Consider the following 17,396-nt stretch of genomic DNA (forward strand, 5'->3'; position numbering starts at 1 on the left):
AACTAAACACCAAAATGGTGCAAAGGCAGAATTAACTGCAAAATCGTGTCAGCTATGTTATTTAACTCTCTGATTTCTCGAATTTTGCAATGTTGGCATAGTTCTTTCATATGACAAGCCGCAAACGCAGGCCCTGCCGCCTGGTAGTAAAAAAAGGAAAAATAATGAAGTCACTGTTAAAAGTTTCTGTGGCCGCGCTGGCGCTGGCCTTCTCCCTCTCCTCCACTGCAGCCGAAAAGAAGCTGGTCGTCGCGACTGATACCGCCTTTGTTCCGTTTGAATTCAAACAAGGCGACAAATATGTCGGCTTTGATGTGGATCTGTGGGATGCCATTGCAAAAGAGCTGAAGCTTGATTACACCCTGAAGCCAATGGACTTCAGCGGCATTATCCCTGCACTGCAAACGCGCAATGTCGATCTGGCACTGGCGGGTATCACCATTACTGAAGAACGTAAAAAAGCGATCGAGTTTTCTGATGGCTATTACAAAAGCGGTTTGCAGGTCATGGTGCGTAACAACGAAAACGACATCAAAGGCATCAGCGATCTGAACGGTAAAGTGGTTGCTGTGAAAAGCGGTACCGGCTCTGTGGAATACGCAAAAGCTAACATCAAATCTAAAGACCTGCGTCAGTTCCCGAACATCGACAGCGCCTATATGGAGCTGGGCACCAACCGTGCGGACGCCGTGCTGCATGACACGCCTAACATCCTTTACTTCATCCACACTGCGGGTAAAGGCCGCTTTAAAGCGGTAGGCGACTCAATTGAAGCGCAGCAGTATGGTATTGCCTTCCCGAAAGGCAGCGACGATTTACGTGAAAAAGTTAACGGCGCACTGAAAACCCTGAAAGAGAACGGCACCTACAACACGCTCTATAAAAAATGGTTTGGCACCGAACCTAAATAATAATTTGCCCGTTATCTGATTTCAGCAGGGAAACTTTTTCCCTGCTTTTTTCCATCGCAACATATCTGGAGTGACACCATGGAGTTTGACTGGAGCGTCATCTGGCCCGCCATGCCAGCGCTGCTTGAAGGCGCTAAACTGACCTTAATAATCTCAATTATTGGACTGGTTGGCGGCCTGTTCATCGGGCTGGTAGCTGGTTTTGCCCGCGCTTACGGCGGCTGGATCACCAATAACATCGCACTGGTGTTTATCGAAATCATCCGTGGCACCCCGATCGTGGTGCAGGTGATGTTTATCTATTTTGCTTTGCCGATGGCCTTCCCCGACCTGCGCATTGATCCCTTCAGCGCGGCGGTGGTCACCATCATGATTAACTCTGGCGCGTATATTGCCGAGATTACCCGTGGTGCCGTGCTGTCGATCAACAAGGGCTTCCGCGAAGCCGGACTGGCGCTTGGCCTGTCGAGCCGCGAGACGCTGCGCTACGTGATTATGCCGCTGGCGCTGCGCCGTATGCTGCCGCCGCTGGGCAACCAGTGGATTGTCAGCATCAAAGATACCTCACTGTTCATCGTTATCGGTGTGGCTGAACTGACACGTCAGGGTCAGGAAATTATTGCCGGTAACTTCCGCGCTCTGGAAATCTGGAGCGCCGTCGCGATCATCTATCTGGTGATTACGCTGGTGTTGAGCTTTGTGCTGCGCCGCATTGAGAAAAGGGTGAAAATCCTGTGATTGAATTTAAAGATGTCTCCAAGCATTTTGGCCAGACCCAGGTGCTGCACAATATTGATCTGAAAATTAACCAGGGCGAAGTGGTGGTCATTATCGGTCCCTCTGGTTCCGGTAAGTCGACCCTGCTGCGTTGCATTAACAAGCTGGAAGAGATCACCAGTGGCGAGCTGATTGTTGATGGCCTGCGCGTGAATGACCCGAAAGTTGATGACCGCCTGATTCGTCAGGAAGCGGGCATGGTGTTTCAGCAGTTTCATCTGTTCCCACAGATGAGTGCGCTGGACAACGTCGCCTTTGGTCCCATTAGGGTGCGCGGTGCCAGCAAAGAGGCGGCACGCCAGCTGGCGCGTGAACTGCTGGGCAAAGTGGGCCTGGCCGAGCGTGCTCATCACTTCCCGTCTGAGCTTTCCGGTGGCCAGCAGCAGCGCGTGGCGATTGCTCGTGCGCTGGCGGTTAAGCCAAAAATGATGCTATTTGATGAACCCACCTCAGCGCTGGACCCGGAACTGCGTCACGAAGTGCTGAAAGTGATGCAGGATCTGGCGGAAGAAGGCATGACGATGGTGATTGTGACGCACGAAGTCGGCTTCGCACAGAAGGTCGCTTCGCGCCTGATCTTTATCGACAAAGGCCGGATTGCGGAAGATGGCGATCCCGACAGCCTGATCAGCAACCCCCCCAGCGATCGTCTGCGCGAATTTCTGCAGCACGTCTCCTGATCGAAACGGGCCGCATCGCGGCCCGTTCTTTTTTCCTCTTCGTCCGCAGATAAACCCGTTGCCTGCGTAAAGAGACCTCTTAGTTACCCAGGCGACTCAGCAGTTTGCTGCGCTGCGCGGCAGCCATAAAACTCCACGCCAGGAAGCGGCTCTGCTTCTGACCCTGCGCCATATTCACTACCCGCACCTCAGCGACGTCGAGCGCCTGCAGCTGTTTTTCCAGCGCCGGTAAGTTCTCTTTGCGCGACACCAGCGAGGTAAACCAGCCGATCTGACGACCCAGCGCCACGCTTTCGGCGATCATCTTGCCGATAAAGCCTTTCTCGCCACCGGGATACCACAGTTCATTGTGCTGTCCGCCAAAGTTAAGCGGTGCATTTTTATCCAGCCCGAGATTGCGGACCTTACGCTGTGAACCTGCCACTGCCTCATCCGGCGACGCGTGGAACGGCGGATTACACATTACTGCGCTGAAAAATTCCGTTTTGCTGACCACACCCGCCAGCACCGCATCGGTGTTTTTCTGACGACGCAAACGGATCTGGCGCGTCAGGCGTGGGTTGGCCGCGACAATGCGGTTAGCGGCTTTAATGGCGGCTTCATCAATCTCGGTGCCGGTAAAGCGCCAGCCATATTCTGCTGCACCAATCAATGGATAGATGCAGTTTGCACCGCAGCCGACATCGAGTACGTCCGCCATCGGGATGACGCCGTTGTTATCCAGCGCCAGCAAATCGGCAAGATAGTGCAGATAATCGGCGCGTCCCGGTACTGGCGGGCAGAGTGAGCCGGGAGCCAGTTGCCAGTCGATGTCGTAAAACAGTTTGATCAGCGCCTGGTTCAGCAGCATCACCGCCTCCGGGTCCGCAAAATCCACGGACTTCACGCCATATCCGTTGGGCCGGACTTTGGCCTTCAGCGGTGGATGGGCAGCGGTTAACGCGGCAAAATCGTATTCGCCCTGATGGCGATTGCGGGCGTGGAAGGGCGACGTGCTGGCTGACTTTTTCATACGTTCTCTCAATTATTCCGGCGCGCGTACAATACGCTGTAGGCGTCGGAAAATAAACCCGCACCATCCGCTTACCTCATTCCGGTTCCGTCGGGCGATGCTGTGGGGCTAAGATAAATAAAATTCCCTGCTGGAGACGTTATGACCCGGAAACGCTATTCCTATCAACCCCGTGCTGGTCACGGTCTGCCGCACGATCCGCTGAATGCGATTATCGGGCCGCGCCCAATTGGCTGGATTAGCTCTGTCAGCGCCAGCGGCCAGCATAATCTGGCCCCTTACAGCTTCTTTAACTGCTTCAACTATCAGCCGCCGATTATCGGTTTTGCCAGCAGCGGCTGGAAAGACAGCGTCCGGAATATCGCGGAGACAAAAGAGTTTGTCTGGAACCTCGCAACCCGCCCGCTGGCCGAAGCGATGAACGAAAGTTCCGCTTCACTGCCGGCCGATCAGGATGAATTTGCCTTTGCCGGGTTAACGCCGCTGGCGGCATCTCAGGTCAGTGCGAACCTGGTGGCAGAAAGCCCGGTCAACTTCGAGTGCCGCCTGACGCAACTGATTCAGCTGCAGGATGCCAGCGGCAACCTGCTCGACAGCTGGCTGGTCATGGGTGAAGCGGTGGCGATCCACATCGATGACTCGCTGCTGGAAGAGGGCATTTATCAGACTGCAAAAGCCGAACCGATTCTGCGCGCAGGCGGCCCCAGCGCCTATTACGGTATCAGTGAAGCGCAGCGCTTTGATTTAGTCCGTCCGGACGCACGCCGCAGGTAATCCTCACCCCACAGGCGCATCAGCCCGGTGCGCTTTTATCTGAGCCACTGCGCGGGCGATGTCGGGTGCCAGCCAGCGATCCTGCTGCCAGCGCGCAACACCCTGACGCAGATGCTGCCAGGCACGCCGTGTGCCTGCTGCCAGCTGCGATTCACCGTGAAATTCCAGCGCCTGTGCCGCCAGCAAATACTCAATCGCGATGATGTGATCGACGTTGCTGACCAGCTTCAGCAGCTTCAGCGCCGACCCGGTGCCGAGACTCAGATGATCTTCCTGTAATCCTGATGTGACATAGTTATCGAGCACCGCAGGCTGCGCCAGTTGACGGTTTTCCGCGCAGAGCGAGGCCGCCACGTACTGCGCAATCATCATGCCGGAATTGACGCCAGGCTCAGCCACCAGAAACGGCGGCAGGCCACTGACCAGCGGGTTCACCAGCCGATCAAGTCGTCGCTCAGCAATGCTCCCCAGCTCCGCCAGCGCAATCGCCAGCAGATCACAGGCCATGGCCACCGACTCACCATGCGGATGTGACTGAGACACCACGCGCCACTCCTGCGGCGTTCCAAGAATCAGCGGATTGTCAGTACAGGCGTTGAGTTCGGTCTCCACCTGGCGAGCGGCGTGATCAAACTGATCGCGGCAGGCACCGTGCACCTGCGGCATCGACCGCAGACTCAGTGCATCCTGAGTCCGGATACCGACGCTCGCGGTTAGCAGCGGGCTGTCACTCAGCAACTGGCGCAGACGTTCACCACTCCGCTGAATTCCCGGGCTGGCCTTGAGCGCCAGCACTTCGGGATCAAACGCCACCAGTTGACCGCGCAGCGCCTCAAAGCTCATTGCGCCTGTCACATCCGCCCAGTCCAGCAGACGTTCGGCATCGTCCAGCGCCAGGCAGGCTAAGCCGGTCATGCAGGGCGTGCCGTTGACCAGGCTCAGTCCCTCTTTGGCACCTGGCCGGTAAGGCGCTAATCCCGCCTGGGCCAGCGCCTGCTGCGCAGGCATGATTTCGCCCTGCCACTCAACCTCACCGATGCCGATCAGCGCCAGACCGATATGCGCCATGTGCGTCAGATAGCCCACCGATCCCTGCGATGGCACCTGAGGTGTAATCTGCAGATTCAGCAGCGCCAGCAGTTGCTGCACCAGCGCCACTGACACACCCGATTTGCCGTGGCTGTAGTTGGCAATCGCGGCACACAGAATGGCGCGCACCTCCGCTTTTTTCAGCACCGGCCCGACACCGCAGGCATGGCTCAGCAGGGTATTGCGCGACAGCTGGTTCAGTTCATCTTCCGAAAGAGTGATGTTGCACAACGCCCCTAATCCGGTATTGATGCCGTAGGCCACCTGCCCCGCTGCCACGATATTTCCGACAATTTCACGGCTCTGCGCGATGCGCTGCCAGGCGCTGTCGCTCAGCGTCAGGGTCGCGCCGTGCCGGGCGACCTGCACCAGCGCCTGCCACTTTAGCGGGCCATCACCCCAGACCCGCGTCTGATTCGTCTCGTCGCTCATACCACCGGCTCCACCTGATGATGACTGGAGATAAACTGCTTAAAGCGCGCCGATCCCGCCTCGCCGAACATCGCCTCTGGCGTGCCCTGACAATCAATCGTGCCCTGATGCATAAACACCACCCGGTTTGAGACGTTGCGGGCAAAGCCCATCTCGTGAGTGACCACCAGCATAGTACGCCCCTCTTCCGCCAGACTGCGCATCACCTTCAGCACCTCGCCCACCAGTTCCGGGTCCAGTGCTGACGTGGGTTCATCAAACAGCATCACCTCCGGGTCCATCGCCAGCGCACGGGCGATCGCCACCCGCTGCTGCTGGCCGCCTGAAAGCTGGGCAGGATAGAAATCTTTGCGATTCAGCAAACCGACCCGATCCAGCAGCTGTTCCGCCTGGACGATGCAGGCTTTTTTATCACGCTTCAGGACGTAGTGCGGCCCTTCAATGACGTTTTGCAGGACGGTGAGATGCGACCAGAGATTAAAGCTCTGAAACACCATCCCCAGCCGGGAACGCAGCCGCTCAATCTGACGCGGGTTAGCTGCCAGCTGGTGCCCGCGCGCATGACGCTTCATCTCAATGGTTTCCCCGCCGACGCTAACCACGCCAGAATCGGGCGTCTCCAGCAAATTAATACAGCGCAGCAGCGTACTTTTGCCCGAGCCGCTGGCACCGAGAATAGAGATGACATCGCCCTGGTGCGCCTGCAGCGAGATGCCCTTCAGCACCTCCATCGCGCCAAAGGATTTATGGATGTCGCTGGCCGACAGCGTGACGGGTGGCAGTTCAGACATTTTTTTCTCCTCCGGGGATCGGCTTAGCGGCTGGTAACGGTTTTTTTTCCGGTTTATGAACCGGTGTCAGACGCCGCTCCAGCAGGGCATACAATTGAACAATGATGAAGTTGAGGATCAGGTAGATCGCCGCCGCACACAGGAACACCTCCATGGTGCGGTAAGTACGCTGGATAATCTGCTGGGCTACCCCGGTGACATCCCACACCGTTACCAGACTGGCCAGCGCGGTCGATTTCACCAGCAGAATCGCTTCGGTGGAGTACGCAGGCAGCGCATAACGCAGCATCACCGGCGCGATAATGCGCCGCAGCAGCAGGCCACGCGACATACCGCACGCCATCCCCGCTTCCACCTGACCGGGCGGGACCGCCAGCAGTGCGCCACGCAGGATCTCCGCCGTGTAGGCAGCAGTACAGAGCGACAGTGCCAGCACCGCGCAGGTAAAAGGCTCACGCAGAAACGGCCAGAAGACGCTGTGGCGAATCACACCAAACTGTCCCAGACCGTAGTAGATCAGGAACAGCTGGATCATCAGCGGCGAGCCGCGAAACACCAGAATGTAGCCGCGGGCAAATGCACTCAGCAGCCGCCAGCGGCTCATGCGCAGTGCCAGAATGCCCACCGCCAGCACGCCCCCACAGAGAAAGGCGCTGATAAACAGGCCGAGCGTGACTGGCAGCGCCGCGCTGAGTTTCAGAAAGGTTTCAGTAAGGAACGCAAAATCGATCATAAATGTCCTTAATGCTGTGCAGCAGTGCGGCTTTGCCAGGCGCGACCCAGACGGGTTTCCGCCCGCAAAAAGGCGCGGTTCGACAGCAGCGTCAGCAGCAGATAACAGGCACCGCCCACCAGGTAAAAGGAGAAATAGTCCCGGGTTGAACCGGCCGCAATCTGGCTGGCCCGCATCAGCTCGACAATGCCGGTCACTGACACCAGCGCCGAATCTTTCAGGCTCATCTGCCAGACGTTTGACAGGCCGGGCAGCGCATAGCGCGCCACCTGCGGCAGCAGAATGCGTTGCCGGATGCGCCAGCGCGGCATACCAATGGCGACGGCGGCTTCGATCTCCCCTTTCGCCAGGGCCAGTCGTGCGGCACGATAGACTTCCGCCTGGTAAGAGCCAGAGATAAGCCCGATCGCCAATGCCCCGATCAGAAACGGCGGCGCTTCAATAAAGCCGTCCGCGCCAAACAGTTGTCCGATCTGCGTGATCAGTCCCGAACCGCCAAAGTAGAACAGGTAGATCACCAGCAGCTCAGGGATGCCACGAAAGATGACCGAGTAGCCTTCCCCCAGCCAGCGTACCGCGCGATGGGAAGATAACTTTGCGGCGGCAACGCCCGATCCCACCACCGCACCGACCAGCAGTGCGCAAAGCGACAGCAGCAACGTGGTCAGCGTGGCACTCAGAATCAACCGTCCCCAGCCGTCCGGTCCAAAACTCAGCAGGCTTATCATCAGTTACCTCACTCAGGGTGTGACGTCAGTTTTGAACCACTTCTCGCTCAGCTTTTTCACTGTGCCGTCGGCCAGCGCGGCTTGGATCGCCTGATCCAGTCGGGCTTTCAGATCGTTGTCTGCCATACGCACGCCCATCGCTTCACCCTCACCCCAGATTGGGCCGCCCAGCTGTGGACCGCTGAAACTCAGGTTACGGTTATCCGGCCGCGCCAGCATCGACTGCGCAAAGGTGACGTCGTCAAATACCGCGTCAATCCGCCCCGCCTGCAAATCGAGGATCGCATCCGCTGAGCTGGTGTATTCGCGGATGTCTGCCACATCTTTGAAATATTTGTCGATGAATGGCGTATAAACCGTGCCGGAGGCGATACCGATCGTTTTGCCTTTCAGCGCTGCTTTCAGGGGTGCAATGGCAGGTTCCACGGTTCCGGCGTCGTCGGTGAGTTTGATGATCTTACTGTCAGCGGGCAGCAGTGACCCTTTTACCGTGATGAAGGTGGCAGGCGTTGAGGCGTAGGGTACGGTGAAATTCACGACTTTCTTGCGGTCGGGCGTAATCACGATCGCATCCATAATGACGTCATATTTTCCGGCATTCAGTCCGGCGATCATCCCATCCCAGTTCTGCACCACCAGCTTGCACTGGATCGCCATGCGCTGGCAGAGATCCGCCATCAGTTCCGGTTCGAAACCGCCCAGCTTGCCGCCCGGCAGCGTGAGGTTCCAGGGTTCATAACTGCCTTCAGTGGCAATGGTGATTGACTTCCACTCTTTAGCCTGGGCACTGACGCCACAGAGCAGCAGGCTGGAAACCAGCGTAGTGAGACATAAACGACGAAAAGTCAGAGGGTGTGTCATACGGTTCTCCTGAAGTAGCGGCCTGGTGATCGCCCTGACGAGATTTAACATAAATTTCACAGGATGATATGTCATGTATATACAAGTTAACGCAGCGCAGTTCATTGCCGGCTTTATCATTTTGTGAGCCAGATAGAATTTATGATGTGGAGAGTGGCACTGCTGCACTTGTACATACAACCTAGCAAAGGTTATGCCAGCTCTGCAGAGACGGAAGAAGGGGCGGGAGGATGAGTGCAGGCAGGCAAAACGCCTTTGCCTGCACCCAATTGGCGCAGCGCTGCACCGGGGTGGCGCATCGCTGCTTTAGTGCGGTTTAGCCTGCGCCAGCATGGCGTGGATCATTGCCTTCAGTACTTTCTGTAATTGTGCGGCGCGCGCCTGCTGCCAGGCATAGGGCGAGGTTTCATCCATATAGTTGCGCTGCGCCAGCTCCAGCTGGACCGCCTCAATCTGCTGCTGCGGCTGACCGTAAGCGCGGGTGATGTAGCCACCTTTAAAGCGCCCGTTGATCACCCAGCTGTAGTCGGTCTGTGCTGCGCACACCGCCTCAATCGCCGCGCTCATGGCAGGCGTACAACTTGCACCGTCGTTGGTGCCGACGTTGATATCGGGCAGACGCCCCTCAAACAGGCGGGGAATTTCACTGGCGATGGAATGCGCGTCAAACAGCAGCGCATAGCCGTGCTGCGCTTTAAGCCGCGCCAGTTCCTGTTGAATCTGCTGATGATAAGGCTGCCAGATCTGATCGATGTAGCCCTGACGCTCCGTGGCATCGGGCGTTTTGCCTGGCGCAAAGGTCGGCGTGCCATCGAACAGGGTTTCCGGGAACAAGCCGGTGGTGGCAGTCGAATAGAGCGGCTGGTTATCGGGCGGACGATTGAGATCGACCACAAAACGTGAGTAGCGGCCAATTAACACGCTGGCCCCGAGATCACGCACAAAATCATACAGCAACGGAATATGCCAGTCGGTGTCAGGCAGGCCGCGCGCGGCCTCACTCAGTCCGGCTTCCACGCCAGGCGTCAACTCCGTACCGGCATGGGGAATGCTGACCAGCAGCGGCAGGCTGCCCTGGGAAAAATAGAAAGGGTTCATTGCAGTTCTCCACGATAGATAACGGTACAGGGCAACTCGCCCCCCAGCCAGTAAACCAGTTCCGCCGGACGGGCCAGCGGCCAGTGCACGAAGTTCGCCACTTTTCCCGCCTCCAGCGAGCCGTGACTGTCAGCCAGCCCCAGCGCTTTTGCCCCCCACAGCGTAACGCCTGCCAGCGCCTCTTCCGGCGTCATGCCAAACAGGGTGCAGCCCATATTGAGCATCAGGCGCAGCGACAGCGCGGGCGACGTACCGGGATTGGCATCACTGGCCAGCGCCATCGGCACGCCATGTTGCCGGAAGAGTTCCACCGGCGGACGCCGGGTCTCACGTAACAGGTAAAACGCACCAGGCAGCAACACCGCCACAGTGCCATGCTCTGCCATCGCTCTGGCATCCTCTTCGGTGGCGTATTCAAGATGATCAGCAGAGAGTGCGCCGTAGCGCGCGGCCAGGGCTGCGCCCCCCAGCGCCGAGAGCTGTTCCGCATGCAATTTCACCGGCATGCCCAGCGCCACGGCCCGGTCGAACACCCGCGCCACCTGCTCAGGGGAAAAGGCCAGATGCTCGCAGAACGCATCCACCGCATCCGCCAGCCCCAGCGCGTTAACCTGCGGCAGCAGACGGTCACAGATGATATCGACCCAGCCATCCGGATTGTGCGTAAACTCCGGCGGAAAGGCATGGGCGGCCAGACAGGTGGCACGTACATCGGCGGGCACGCTCTCGCCCAACTGGCGAATCGCCCGCAGCATCCGCATTTCGCTCTCTTCATCCAGACCGTAGCCGGATTTGATCTCAACAGTAGTGACGCCCTCGGCCAGTAGACGATTGAGCCGCCAGCGAGCCGATGCCACCAGCTCCTCTTCGGTGGCCGCGCGCGTGGCGCGCACGGTGGAGAGAATGCCGCCGCCCTGCGCGGCAATCTCTGCGTAGCTGACGCCATTCAGGCGCTGTTCAAACTCCTGACTGCGATCACCGCCAAACACCAGATGGGTATGGCAATCCACCAGTCCTGGCGTCACGATGCCGCCTGGTAGTTGATGATGCTGATCGGCAATGAACGCGGGCATCTCCGCCTGCGGCCCGACCCACACCAGCTTACCCGCCTGCACCACCAGCGCGCCTTCAGGTATCAGATGGTACTTTCCGTCACGCATGGTGACCAGGTCGGCCCCCGTCCACACCGTTTCTACGCGCATCTCTTCTGCCATCGCTACCTCATGCCTCCGCCGTTTACACTGTGCCTCAAAGTATGTATATGTATATACAACCACATCCGATGAGGATCAACCATGGCAACGTTTTTTGCCCCGCGCGCACTGCTGGCGGAGGGCTGGCAGCAGCAGGTACGTATCACGGTCAATCAGGCCGGTTTTATCGACTCCATTACCCCGGACAGCCACGCTGAGGAGGCGATAAGGCTCAACGGCGAGGTGATCCCGGCGATCGCCAACCTGCACTCTCATGCCTTTCAGCGCGCCATGGCAGGTCTGGCTGAGGTGGCGGGCGATCCTCAGGACAGCTTCTGGACCTGGCGGGATCTGATGTACCGCATGGTCCAGCGCCTGACGCCTGAGCAGGTGGGCGATATTGCCGCCCTGCTCTACATCGAGATGCTGAAAGGTGGCTACACCCAGGTGGCGGAGTTTCACTATCTGCATCACGACCCCAGCGGCACGCCCTACGGTGATGACGCGATGCTGCAACAGCTGATCGAAGCGGCGGAGATCGCCGGTATCGGTCAGACCATGCTGCCGGTGCTCTACAGCTACAGCGGTTTCGGCAGTCAGCCCGCGGCGGCCGGTCAGAAACGTTTTATCCAGCAGACCGATCGCTATCTGCAACAGCAGGCACGGCTGGATGCATGGCAGCAGCAGCGGCCACTACTGAACCGTGGCCTCTGTTTCCATTCGCTACGGGCGGTTAGTGAAAGCCAGATGCACGACGTGCTGGCAGCCAGCGATCCGGCACTGCCGGTGCATATCCATGTGGCTGAACAGCAAAAAGAGGTCAATGACTCGCTGGCCTGGAGCGGCGAACGTCCGGTCGCCTGGCTGCTGAACCGCTTTGCGGTGGATGCGCGCTGGTGCCTGATCCACGCCACCCATCTGGATGAGAGTGAGCTGTCGCGCCTTGCCCGCAGTGGTGCGGTCGCGGGCCTCTGTCCGACCACCGAAGCTAACCTCGGTGACGGCATCTTTCCGGCGGTGGAGTATATCGCACAGGGTGGACGCTGGGGCATTGGCTCTGACAGCCATGTCTCGCTGAGCGCCCAGGAAGAGCTGCGCTGGCTGGAGTATGCGCAGCGGCTGCGCGACCAGCGTCGCAACCGGATGACTCTGCCTGGCCAGCCGTCGGTGGGCGACCTGCTCTGGCAACAGGCGGCAGCGGGTGGCGCCCAGGCGTGCGGCATTCAGCAGGGCGTGCTGGCGGTGGGACAACGTGCTGACTGGCTGGTGCTACGCGATGAGGCGTGGCTTGGCAGCGTTGAGTCCTACGCCGTGCTGAACCGCTGGCTGTTTGCCGGACAGCGCGATCAGATTCGCGACGTTTATGTCGCAGGTAAGGCCGTGGTGGAAGATGGCGTGCATCCGCAGCAGACGGCGTGTGCCACGCGCTTTGCTCAGGCGATGGCGGCGCTGCGATGATCGCCCGGTTCGCGTACGCAGATCTGGCGGTCAGCCGCTGGCGCAACGGCGGTGGCGAGACCCGCGAAATCATCAGCTTCCCGCCCGGCTCGGATCGCTTCAGCTGGCGCGCCAGCATTGCCACCCTGGCGCAGGATGGCCCCTTCTCCGACTTTCCTGACATCGATCGGGTGATTACCCTGCTGCATGGCGATCCGGTGTTATTAACCGCGTCTGATGTGCAGCATCTGTTGACGCCGCAAAAGCCGTGGGCGTTTGCCGGAGAACTCGCCTTAACGGCGCAGCTGCAGGGCAGCATCAGCGAAGATTTCAATATCATGACGCGACGTGGTGAATGGCAGGCTACGGTAGAGGTGGTTAACACGGCGGTCAGCGCGCTGCATGGTGTCGCCTGGGTGCTGGGTGGCGCATGGCAGACGGCTGACGGAGAAAAGCTGAGCGCGCAACAGGGCGCGTGGTGGGTCGATGAAGAGACACAACTCAGCCCGTGTGACACGGATGCCCGGCTGCTGTTTGCCCGACTTAACCGTGTCCTCTGAAGCGGCCCAGTAGTTTGTAACGCGAGCCGGGATAGAGTAGCCGCGCATACGTCACGATCTTCGTGTCGCTCCAGGTCTGACGACGAATCAGCAGGCAGGGATCGTGCTCGTCCAGCGACAGATGTTTACGCTGACGCGCATCGGGCAGCACCGCTTCAACGATGTGCTCGCCCGCCGTCAGCGGCGCGACCCGCATCAGATAGGTGTACGGCGTCATCTTCTCATAATCCTGCGTCAGGTAGTCGGGCGCGACCAGCGGGTTGACCAGACGATCCTCCAGCTGCACCGGCAGATCATTTTCGTAATGCACAATCAGCGAATGGAAGAGCGTCTGCCCGGTAGTAAGTCCCAGTACCGCAGCCTGCTCGGGATCGGCTTTGTTCTGACCGATGGCGAGAATTTTGCTGCTGTGCTGATGGCCGCGCTGGGCAATCTCATCGGCAATGTTATGCACCTCCAGCATGGCGGTGTAGCCTTTCATCTCTGCCACGAAGGTTCCGACGCCCTGCATCCGCACCAGGAAGCCCTCGCTGGTCAGTTCGCGCAACGCCCGGTTAATGGTCATGCGGCTGACGCCCAGTTCATTGACCAGTTCACTTTCTGATGGCACACGCTGATTCGCTTTCCACAACCCTTCACGAATCTGGCTGACGATAGCCTGCTTCACCCGCTGATAGATCGGGGCAGGTTCATCGCTCATTGCCGCCGCCAGTTGTGCCAGTGCTGTATGCTCGACCATTTGCTGTTCCTTATGCTGAAAGTCCCCTAAGTTTACTGTCTCACCACGTGAATGTATATACATCCAGTAGAGCACCCGCTGCCCTACTGGTGCAGTCTGCGCATCCTCATGGTGCAGCCTCTGTAATGCTTTCAGGACGTAACCCGCAGCGGGCAGAGATTCGATTTTTGTGATCGGCCTGGCACGACGCTTGCTTTCAATACTTGATTGTATAGACAAGCATAGACAAGGGTTAACGCTTATGTTTCACTCGAATTATTCCGCTGGTCAGGGCAAGAAAAGCAGCTTAGCCACGCCAGCACACTTGTATAGACAGGAGTAGACTATGTCAGGTTCGTTTCAGGCTTTGCGCCTGGTGCCAGGCGAGGTGGACCTCGCCACATTACGCGCTATCTATCAGGGTAACGTCACGCTGAGCCTTGATGAGAGTGCGCATCAGGCGATTGCGGCAGCCCAGCAGACCGTGGATGCGATTGTCGCCTCTGGCAACGTGGTGTATGGCATTAATACCGGCTTCGGCAAACTGGCGCAGACGCAAATCCCGGCCAGCCGGCTGGCGGATCTGCAGCGTAATCTGGTGCTGTCACACAGCGTCGGGCTGGGCGATCTGTTGCCCGACAATGTCACCCGTCTGGTAGTCGCGACCAAAATCATCAGCCTGGCGCGCGGTCACTCTGGCGTACGTATCGAACTGGTTGAGGCGCTGCTGGCGCTGTTCAACGCGGGCGTGATGCCCTGCATCCCGGAAAAAGGGTCGGTCGGGGCTTCCGGCGATCTCGCACCGCTGGCGCACATGTCGCTGATGCTGCTGGGCGAAGGTCAGGTCCGGCTCAATGGCGGGTTAATTCCTGCCACAGAAGGACTGGCAAGCGTCGGCCTGTCGCCGTTTGTGCTTGGCCCGAAAGAGGGACTAGCGCTGCTTAACGGCACCCAGGTGTCGACTGCGCTGGCGCTGCGCGGCCTGTTTGAAGGTGAAAACCTGTTTGCTGCCGGTCTGATGGCGGGTGCGCTGTCGCTGGAAGCGATCAAAGGCTCGCTGAAACCGTTCGACGCCCGTATCCACAAGGCGCGGGGTCAGCAGGGCCAGATTGCGGTCGCCGCCGCCGTCAGCACCCTGATTGAGGGCAGTGAAATTCTGCAGTCGCATACGCATTGCGGCCGTGTACAGGACCCCTACTCCATCCGCTGCGTGCCGCAGGTGATGGGTGCCTGCCTGGACAATTTCAGCCATGCGGCACGCATTCTGGAAATCGAAGCGAACGCAGCCTCGGATAACCCGCTGGTGTTCAGTGACAGCGGCGATGTGATCTCCGGCGGCAACTTCCACGCCGAACCGGTGGCCTTTGCCGCTGACATCCTGGCGCTGGCCATTGCCGAAGTCGGGGCCATCTCCGAGCGGCGTATGGCGTTGCTGCTGGACAGCGGCCTGTCCGGTCTGCCGCCCTTCCTGGTGCGCGACGGCGGCGTGAACTCCGGCTTTATGATCGCCCAGGTCACCGCCGCTGCGCTGGCCTCTGAGAATAAATCGCTGGCCCATCCGGGCAGCGTGGACAGTCTGCCGACCTCCGCTAACCAGGAGGATCACGTTTCGATGGCGACCTACGCCGCCCGCCGTCTCGGCAGCATGTGCTTTAACAGCGCTGCCGTGGTCGGTATCGAAGCGATGGCCGCCGCGCAGGGCATTGAATTCAACCGGCCACTGAGAAGCTCCTCGCTGATTGAGCAGGCCATCGACACCATTCGCGAGCAGGTCGCCTTCCTTGAGGAGGATCGCCTGCTGGCGCCCGATATTGAGGCAATGCGTCAGTGGGCAAGTCGCACTGACTGGCCTCAGGCATTGACCGCGCTGCTGCCAAGCATGCGCCCAACTTCAGCTGAATTAAGGAATCTGTAATGAGCGAAACTCTTTCTCAGGCGGTAGCACGTGAGATTCGTGCGCCGCATGGCACCACGCTGCACTGCGCTAACTGGCTGATTGAAGCGGCTTACCGCATGATTCAGAACAACCTTGATCCCGATGTGGCCGAGCGCCCGGAAGATCTGGTGGTTTACGGCGGCATCGGCAAAGCAGCGCGAAACTGGGCGTGTTTTGAGCAGATCCTGCGTTCGCTGCGGGCGCTGCAGCCGGATGAAACGTTGCTGATCCAGAGTGGCAAGCCGGTCGGCATCTTCCGCACCCACGCGGATGCACCGCGCGTCCTGCTGGCGAACTCCAACCTGGTGCCGCACTGGGCGACCTGGGATCACTTCCATGAGCTGGATAAAGCAGGCCTGATGATGTACGGCCAGATGACCGCCGGTTCCTGGATCTACATCGGCGCGCAGGGCATCGTGCAGGGCACCTACGAAACCTTCGTCGAAGCGGGACGTCAGCACTATAACAACGACCTCAGCGGACGCTGGATCCTCACCGCCGGGCTGGGCGGCATGGGCGGCGCGCAACCACTGGCGGGCGTCCTGGCCGGAGCCTGTGTGCTGGCGATTGAGTGCCAGGAGTCACGCATCGATTTCCGTCTGCGTACCCGCTACGTCGACTATAAAGCCACTACGCTGGACGAAGCGCTGGCCATCATCAGTGAAGCCACCGCAGCGAAAAAAGCGATTTCAGTCGGCCTGCTGGGCAATGCTGCTGAGATCCTGCCGGAACTGGTGAAGCGCGCTCAGGCGGGCGGGCCGAAGCCGGACATCGTGACCGATCAGACCTCTGCGCACGATCCGATTAATGGCTATCTGCCAATTGGCTGGGATCTGGCGCGCTGGCAACAGGAGCGCATTTCACAGCCGAAAGCGGTTGAGAAAGCCGCGCGCGCCTCTATGGCAATTCACGTCCAGGCGATGCTCGACTTCTGTCATATGGGCATCCCGACGGTGGATTATGGCAACAACATCCGCCAGGTGGCGCTGGATGAGGGTGTCAGCAACGCCTTCGATTTCCCTGGCTTTGTACCCGCCTATATCCGCCCGCTGTTTTGTGAAGGCAAAGGCCCGTTCCGCTGGGTGGCGCTGTCTGGTGACCCGGAGGATATCTACAAGACCGACGCAAAACTCAAAGAGCTGTTCCCGCACCACAAAACGTTGCATCGCTGGCTGGATATGGCGCAGGAGCGCATCGCCTTCCAGGGCCTGCCGGCACGTATCTGCTGGCTGGGACTGGGTGAGCGGCATCTTGCCGGTCTGGCATTCAACGAAATGGTGCGCAACGGCGAGCTGAAAGCGCCGGTGGTAATTGGCCGCGACCATCTCGACTGCGGTTCAGTCGCCTCACCAAACCGTGAGACCGAAGCGATGAAAGATGGCTCTGATGCCGTCTCTGACTGGCCGCTGCTTAACGCGCTGCTGAATACTGCAGGCGGCGCGACCTGGGTCAGCCTGCATCATGGCGGCGGTGTTGGCATGGGCTTCTCGCAGCACGCTGGTGTGGTGATTGTTGCCGACGGCAGCAAAGAGGCCGATGCGCGCCTGAGCCGCGTGCTATGGAACGATCCGGCTACAGGTGTGATGCGTCACGCCGATGCAGGTTATGAGCTGGCGCAGAGTTGCGCGGCAGATCATGGCCTGAACCTCCCGATGCAGAAGTAGTT

Annotated in this window: 17 protein-coding genes; 8 read left to right on the plus strand and 9 right to left on the minus strand. The window is 59.2% G+C overall.

From position 1 onward, the window contains the following. Window positions 1-164: 164 nt before the first annotated feature. From glnH to glnQ, 3 genes are all read left to right on the plus strand, one after another. A complete protein-coding gene (gene glnH / locus ACR8BF_RS13035; RefSeq protein WP_090962721.1) occupies window positions 165-911 on the plus strand; it encodes a glutamine ABC transporter substrate-binding protein GlnH in 747 nt (248 codons plus the stop codon). Between the two features lie 78 nt (window positions 912-989). Next, a complete protein-coding gene (glnP, locus tag ACR8BF_RS13040) occupies window positions 990-1,649 on the plus strand; it encodes a glutamine ABC transporter permease GlnP (protein ID WP_022625976.1) in 660 nt (219 codons plus the stop codon). After that, complete coding sequence (glnQ, locus tag ACR8BF_RS13045) at window positions 1,646-2,368, plus strand: glutamine ABC transporter ATP-binding protein GlnQ (protein ID WP_003851741.1); 723 nt, start codon at window positions 1,646-1,648, stop codon at window positions 2,366-2,368. Before glnP ends, glnQ begins: the two co-directional genes overlap by 4 nt. 79 nt (window positions 2,369-2,447) lie before the next feature. Here the strand turns inward: glnQ and rlmF are convergent, their stop codons facing one another. Next, a complete protein-coding gene (gene rlmF, locus ACR8BF_RS13050) occupies window positions 2,448-3,380 on the minus strand; it encodes a 23S rRNA (adenine(1618)-N(6))-methyltransferase RlmF (protein WP_179896314.1) in 933 nt (310 codons plus the stop codon). 141 nt (window positions 3,381-3,521) lie between these two features. Here rlmF and ACR8BF_RS13055 point away from each other — a divergent pair, with 141 nt between their 5' ends. Continuing rightward, entirely contained in the window at window positions 3,522-4,154 is a 633-nt protein-coding gene (locus ACR8BF_RS13055; RefSeq protein ID WP_179896316.1) for a flavin reductase family protein, read from the plus strand. A gap of 3 nt (window positions 4,155-4,157) precedes the next feature. Here the strand turns inward: ACR8BF_RS13055 and ACR8BF_RS13060 are convergent, their stop codons facing one another. The 7 genes from ACR8BF_RS13060 to hutI all read right to left on the minus strand — a co-directional run bounded on the left by ACR8BF_RS13060 (window position 4,158) and on the right by hutI (window position 11,100). Next, window positions 4,158-5,675, minus strand: coding sequence for a histidine ammonia-lyase (locus ACR8BF_RS13060; RefSeq protein WP_314983442.1), 1,518 nt, complete (start codon window positions 5,673-5,675; stop codon window positions 4,158-4,160). Continuing rightward, the gene (locus ACR8BF_RS13065) at window positions 5,672-6,466 is read right to left on the minus strand and encodes an ABC transporter ATP-binding protein (protein ID WP_179896320.1); all 795 of its coding nucleotides are present in this window, start codon (window positions 6,464-6,466) and stop codon (window positions 5,672-5,674) included. The genes ACR8BF_RS13060 and ACR8BF_RS13065 overlap by 4 nt, the downstream gene beginning before the upstream one ends. Continuing rightward, complete coding sequence (locus ACR8BF_RS13070) at window positions 6,459-7,199, minus strand: ABC transporter permease (RefSeq protein WP_434745085.1); 741 nt, start codon at window positions 7,197-7,199, stop codon at window positions 6,459-6,461. The genes ACR8BF_RS13065 and ACR8BF_RS13070 overlap by 8 nt, the downstream gene beginning before the upstream one ends. Before the next feature lie 8 nt (window positions 7,200-7,207). Beyond that, a complete protein-coding gene (locus ACR8BF_RS13075; protein WP_292990373.1) occupies window positions 7,208-7,927 on the minus strand; it encodes an ABC transporter permease in 720 nt (239 codons plus the stop codon). A 12-nt stretch (window positions 7,928-7,939) separates the two neighbouring features. Continuing rightward, window positions 7,940-8,788 (minus strand): transporter substrate-binding domain-containing protein, encoded by an 849-nt coding sequence (locus ACR8BF_RS13080; RefSeq protein ID WP_179896325.1) that lies wholly within the window; start codon window positions 8,786-8,788, stop codon window positions 7,940-7,942. A gap of 306 nt (window positions 8,789-9,094) precedes the next feature. Then, entirely contained in the window at window positions 9,095-9,886 is a 792-nt protein-coding gene (gene hutG, locus ACR8BF_RS13085; RefSeq protein WP_179896327.1) for an N-formylglutamate deformylase, read from the minus strand. Further along, window positions 9,883-11,100 carry an imidazolonepropionase gene (gene hutI, locus ACR8BF_RS13090; RefSeq protein WP_434745086.1) on the minus strand — a complete coding sequence of 406 codons (1,218 nt, stop codon included), beginning with the start codon at window positions 11,098-11,100 and terminating at the stop codon, window positions 9,883-9,885. Before hutI ends, hutG begins: the two co-directional genes overlap by 4 nt. Before the next feature lie 81 nt (window positions 11,101-11,181). On the opposite strand from hutI, the gene ACR8BF_RS13095 reads away from it, so the two are divergent. Then, window positions 11,182-12,537, plus strand: a complete 1,356-nt coding sequence (locus ACR8BF_RS13095) for a formimidoylglutamate deiminase (RefSeq protein WP_434745087.1) — start codon at window positions 11,182-11,184, stop codon at window positions 12,535-12,537. Continuing rightward, a complete protein-coding gene (locus tag ACR8BF_RS13100; RefSeq protein WP_434745088.1) occupies window positions 12,534-13,076 on the plus strand; it encodes a HutD/Ves family protein in 543 nt (180 codons plus the stop codon). The genes ACR8BF_RS13095 and ACR8BF_RS13100 overlap by 4 nt, the downstream gene beginning before the upstream one ends. Here the strand turns inward: ACR8BF_RS13100 and hutC are convergent. Then, window positions 13,060-13,815, minus strand: coding sequence for a histidine utilization repressor (gene hutC, locus ACR8BF_RS13105; RefSeq protein ID WP_179896334.1), 756 nt, complete (start codon window positions 13,813-13,815; stop codon window positions 13,060-13,062). The two genes, ACR8BF_RS13100 and hutC, sit on opposite strands and share 17 nt — an antisense overlap. A 325-nt stretch (window positions 13,816-14,140) precedes the next feature. Between hutC and hutH the strand changes: the two genes are divergently transcribed. Together hutH and hutU are read left to right on the plus strand one after the other, a co-directional pair. Continuing rightward, window positions 14,141-15,709 carry a histidine ammonia-lyase gene (hutH, locus tag ACR8BF_RS13110; RefSeq protein WP_292990351.1) on the plus strand — a complete coding sequence of 523 codons (1,569 nt, stop codon included), beginning with the start codon at window positions 14,141-14,143 and terminating at the stop codon, window positions 15,707-15,709. Further along, the gene (gene hutU, locus ACR8BF_RS13115; RefSeq protein WP_179896338.1) at window positions 15,709-17,394 is read left to right on the plus strand and encodes a urocanate hydratase; all 1,686 of its coding nucleotides are present in this window, start codon (window positions 15,709-15,711) and stop codon (window positions 17,392-17,394) included. The genes hutH and hutU overlap by 1 nt, the downstream gene beginning before the upstream one ends. Window positions 17,395-17,396 lie beyond the last annotated feature (2 nt).

This window comes from Candidatus Pantoea rara, assembly GCF_051136265.1.
Taxonomy (GTDB): Bacteria; Pseudomonadota; Gammaproteobacteria; order Enterobacterales; family Enterobacteriaceae; genus Pantoea; species Pantoea rara.

What these genes read in the sequence shown, in the direction of transcription:
- glnP (WP_022625976.1), top strand. Translation starts at nt 990, where the DNA reads ATGGAGTTTGACTGGAGCGTCATCTGGCCCGCCATGCCAGCGCTGCTT.
- hutH (WP_292990351.1), top strand. Translation starts at nt 14,141, where the DNA reads ATGTCAGGTTCGTTTCAGGCTTTGCGCCTGGTGCCAGGCGAGGTGGAC.
- ACR8BF_RS13080 (WP_179896325.1), bottom strand. Translation starts at nt 8,788, where the DNA reads ATGACACACCCTCTGACTTTTCGTCGTTTATGTCTCACTACGCTGGTT.
- ACR8BF_RS13055 (WP_179896316.1), top strand. Translation starts at nt 3,522, where the DNA reads ATGACCCGGAAACGCTATTCCTATCAACCCCGTGCTGGTCACGGTCTG.
- ACR8BF_RS13070 (WP_434745085.1), bottom strand. Translation starts at nt 7,199, where the DNA reads ATGATCGATTTTGCGTTCCTTACTGAAACCTTTCTGAAACTCAGCGCG.
- ACR8BF_RS13065 (WP_179896320.1), bottom strand. Translation starts at nt 6,466, where the DNA reads ATGTCTGAACTGCCACCCGTCACGCTGTCGGCCAGCGACATCCATAAA.
- ACR8BF_RS13060 (WP_314983442.1), bottom strand. Translation starts at nt 5,675, where the DNA reads ATGAGCGACGAGACGAATCAGACGCGGGTCTGGGGTGATGGCCCGCTA.
- rlmF (WP_179896314.1), bottom strand. Translation starts at nt 3,380, where the DNA reads ATGAAAAAGTCAGCCAGCACGTCGCCCTTCCACGCCCGCAATCGCCAT.
- hutG (WP_179896327.1), bottom strand. Translation starts at nt 9,886, where the DNA reads ATGAACCCTTTCTATTTTTCCCAGGGCAGCCTGCCGCTGCTGGTCAGC.
- glnH (WP_090962721.1), top strand. Translation starts at nt 165, where the DNA reads ATGAAGTCACTGTTAAAAGTTTCTGTGGCCGCGCTGGCGCTGGCCTTC.
- hutI (WP_434745086.1), bottom strand. Translation starts at nt 11,100, where the DNA reads ATGGCAGAAGAGATGCGCGTAGAAACGGTGTGGACGGGGGCCGACCTG.
- ACR8BF_RS13095 (WP_434745087.1), top strand. Translation starts at nt 11,182, where the DNA reads ATGGCAACGTTTTTTGCCCCGCGCGCACTGCTGGCGGAGGGCTGGCAG.
- hutU (WP_179896338.1), top strand. Translation starts at nt 15,709, where the DNA reads ATGAGCGAAACTCTTTCTCAGGCGGTAGCACGTGAGATTCGTGCGCCG.
- hutC (WP_179896334.1), bottom strand. Translation starts at nt 13,815, where the DNA reads ATGGTCGAGCATACAGCACTGGCACAACTGGCGGCGGCAATGAGCGAT.
- ACR8BF_RS13075 (WP_292990373.1), bottom strand. Translation starts at nt 7,927, where the DNA reads ATGATAAGCCTGCTGAGTTTTGGACCGGACGGCTGGGGACGGTTGATT.
- ACR8BF_RS13100 (WP_434745088.1), top strand. Translation starts at nt 12,534, where the DNA reads ATGATCGCCCGGTTCGCGTACGCAGATCTGGCGGTCAGCCGCTGGCGC.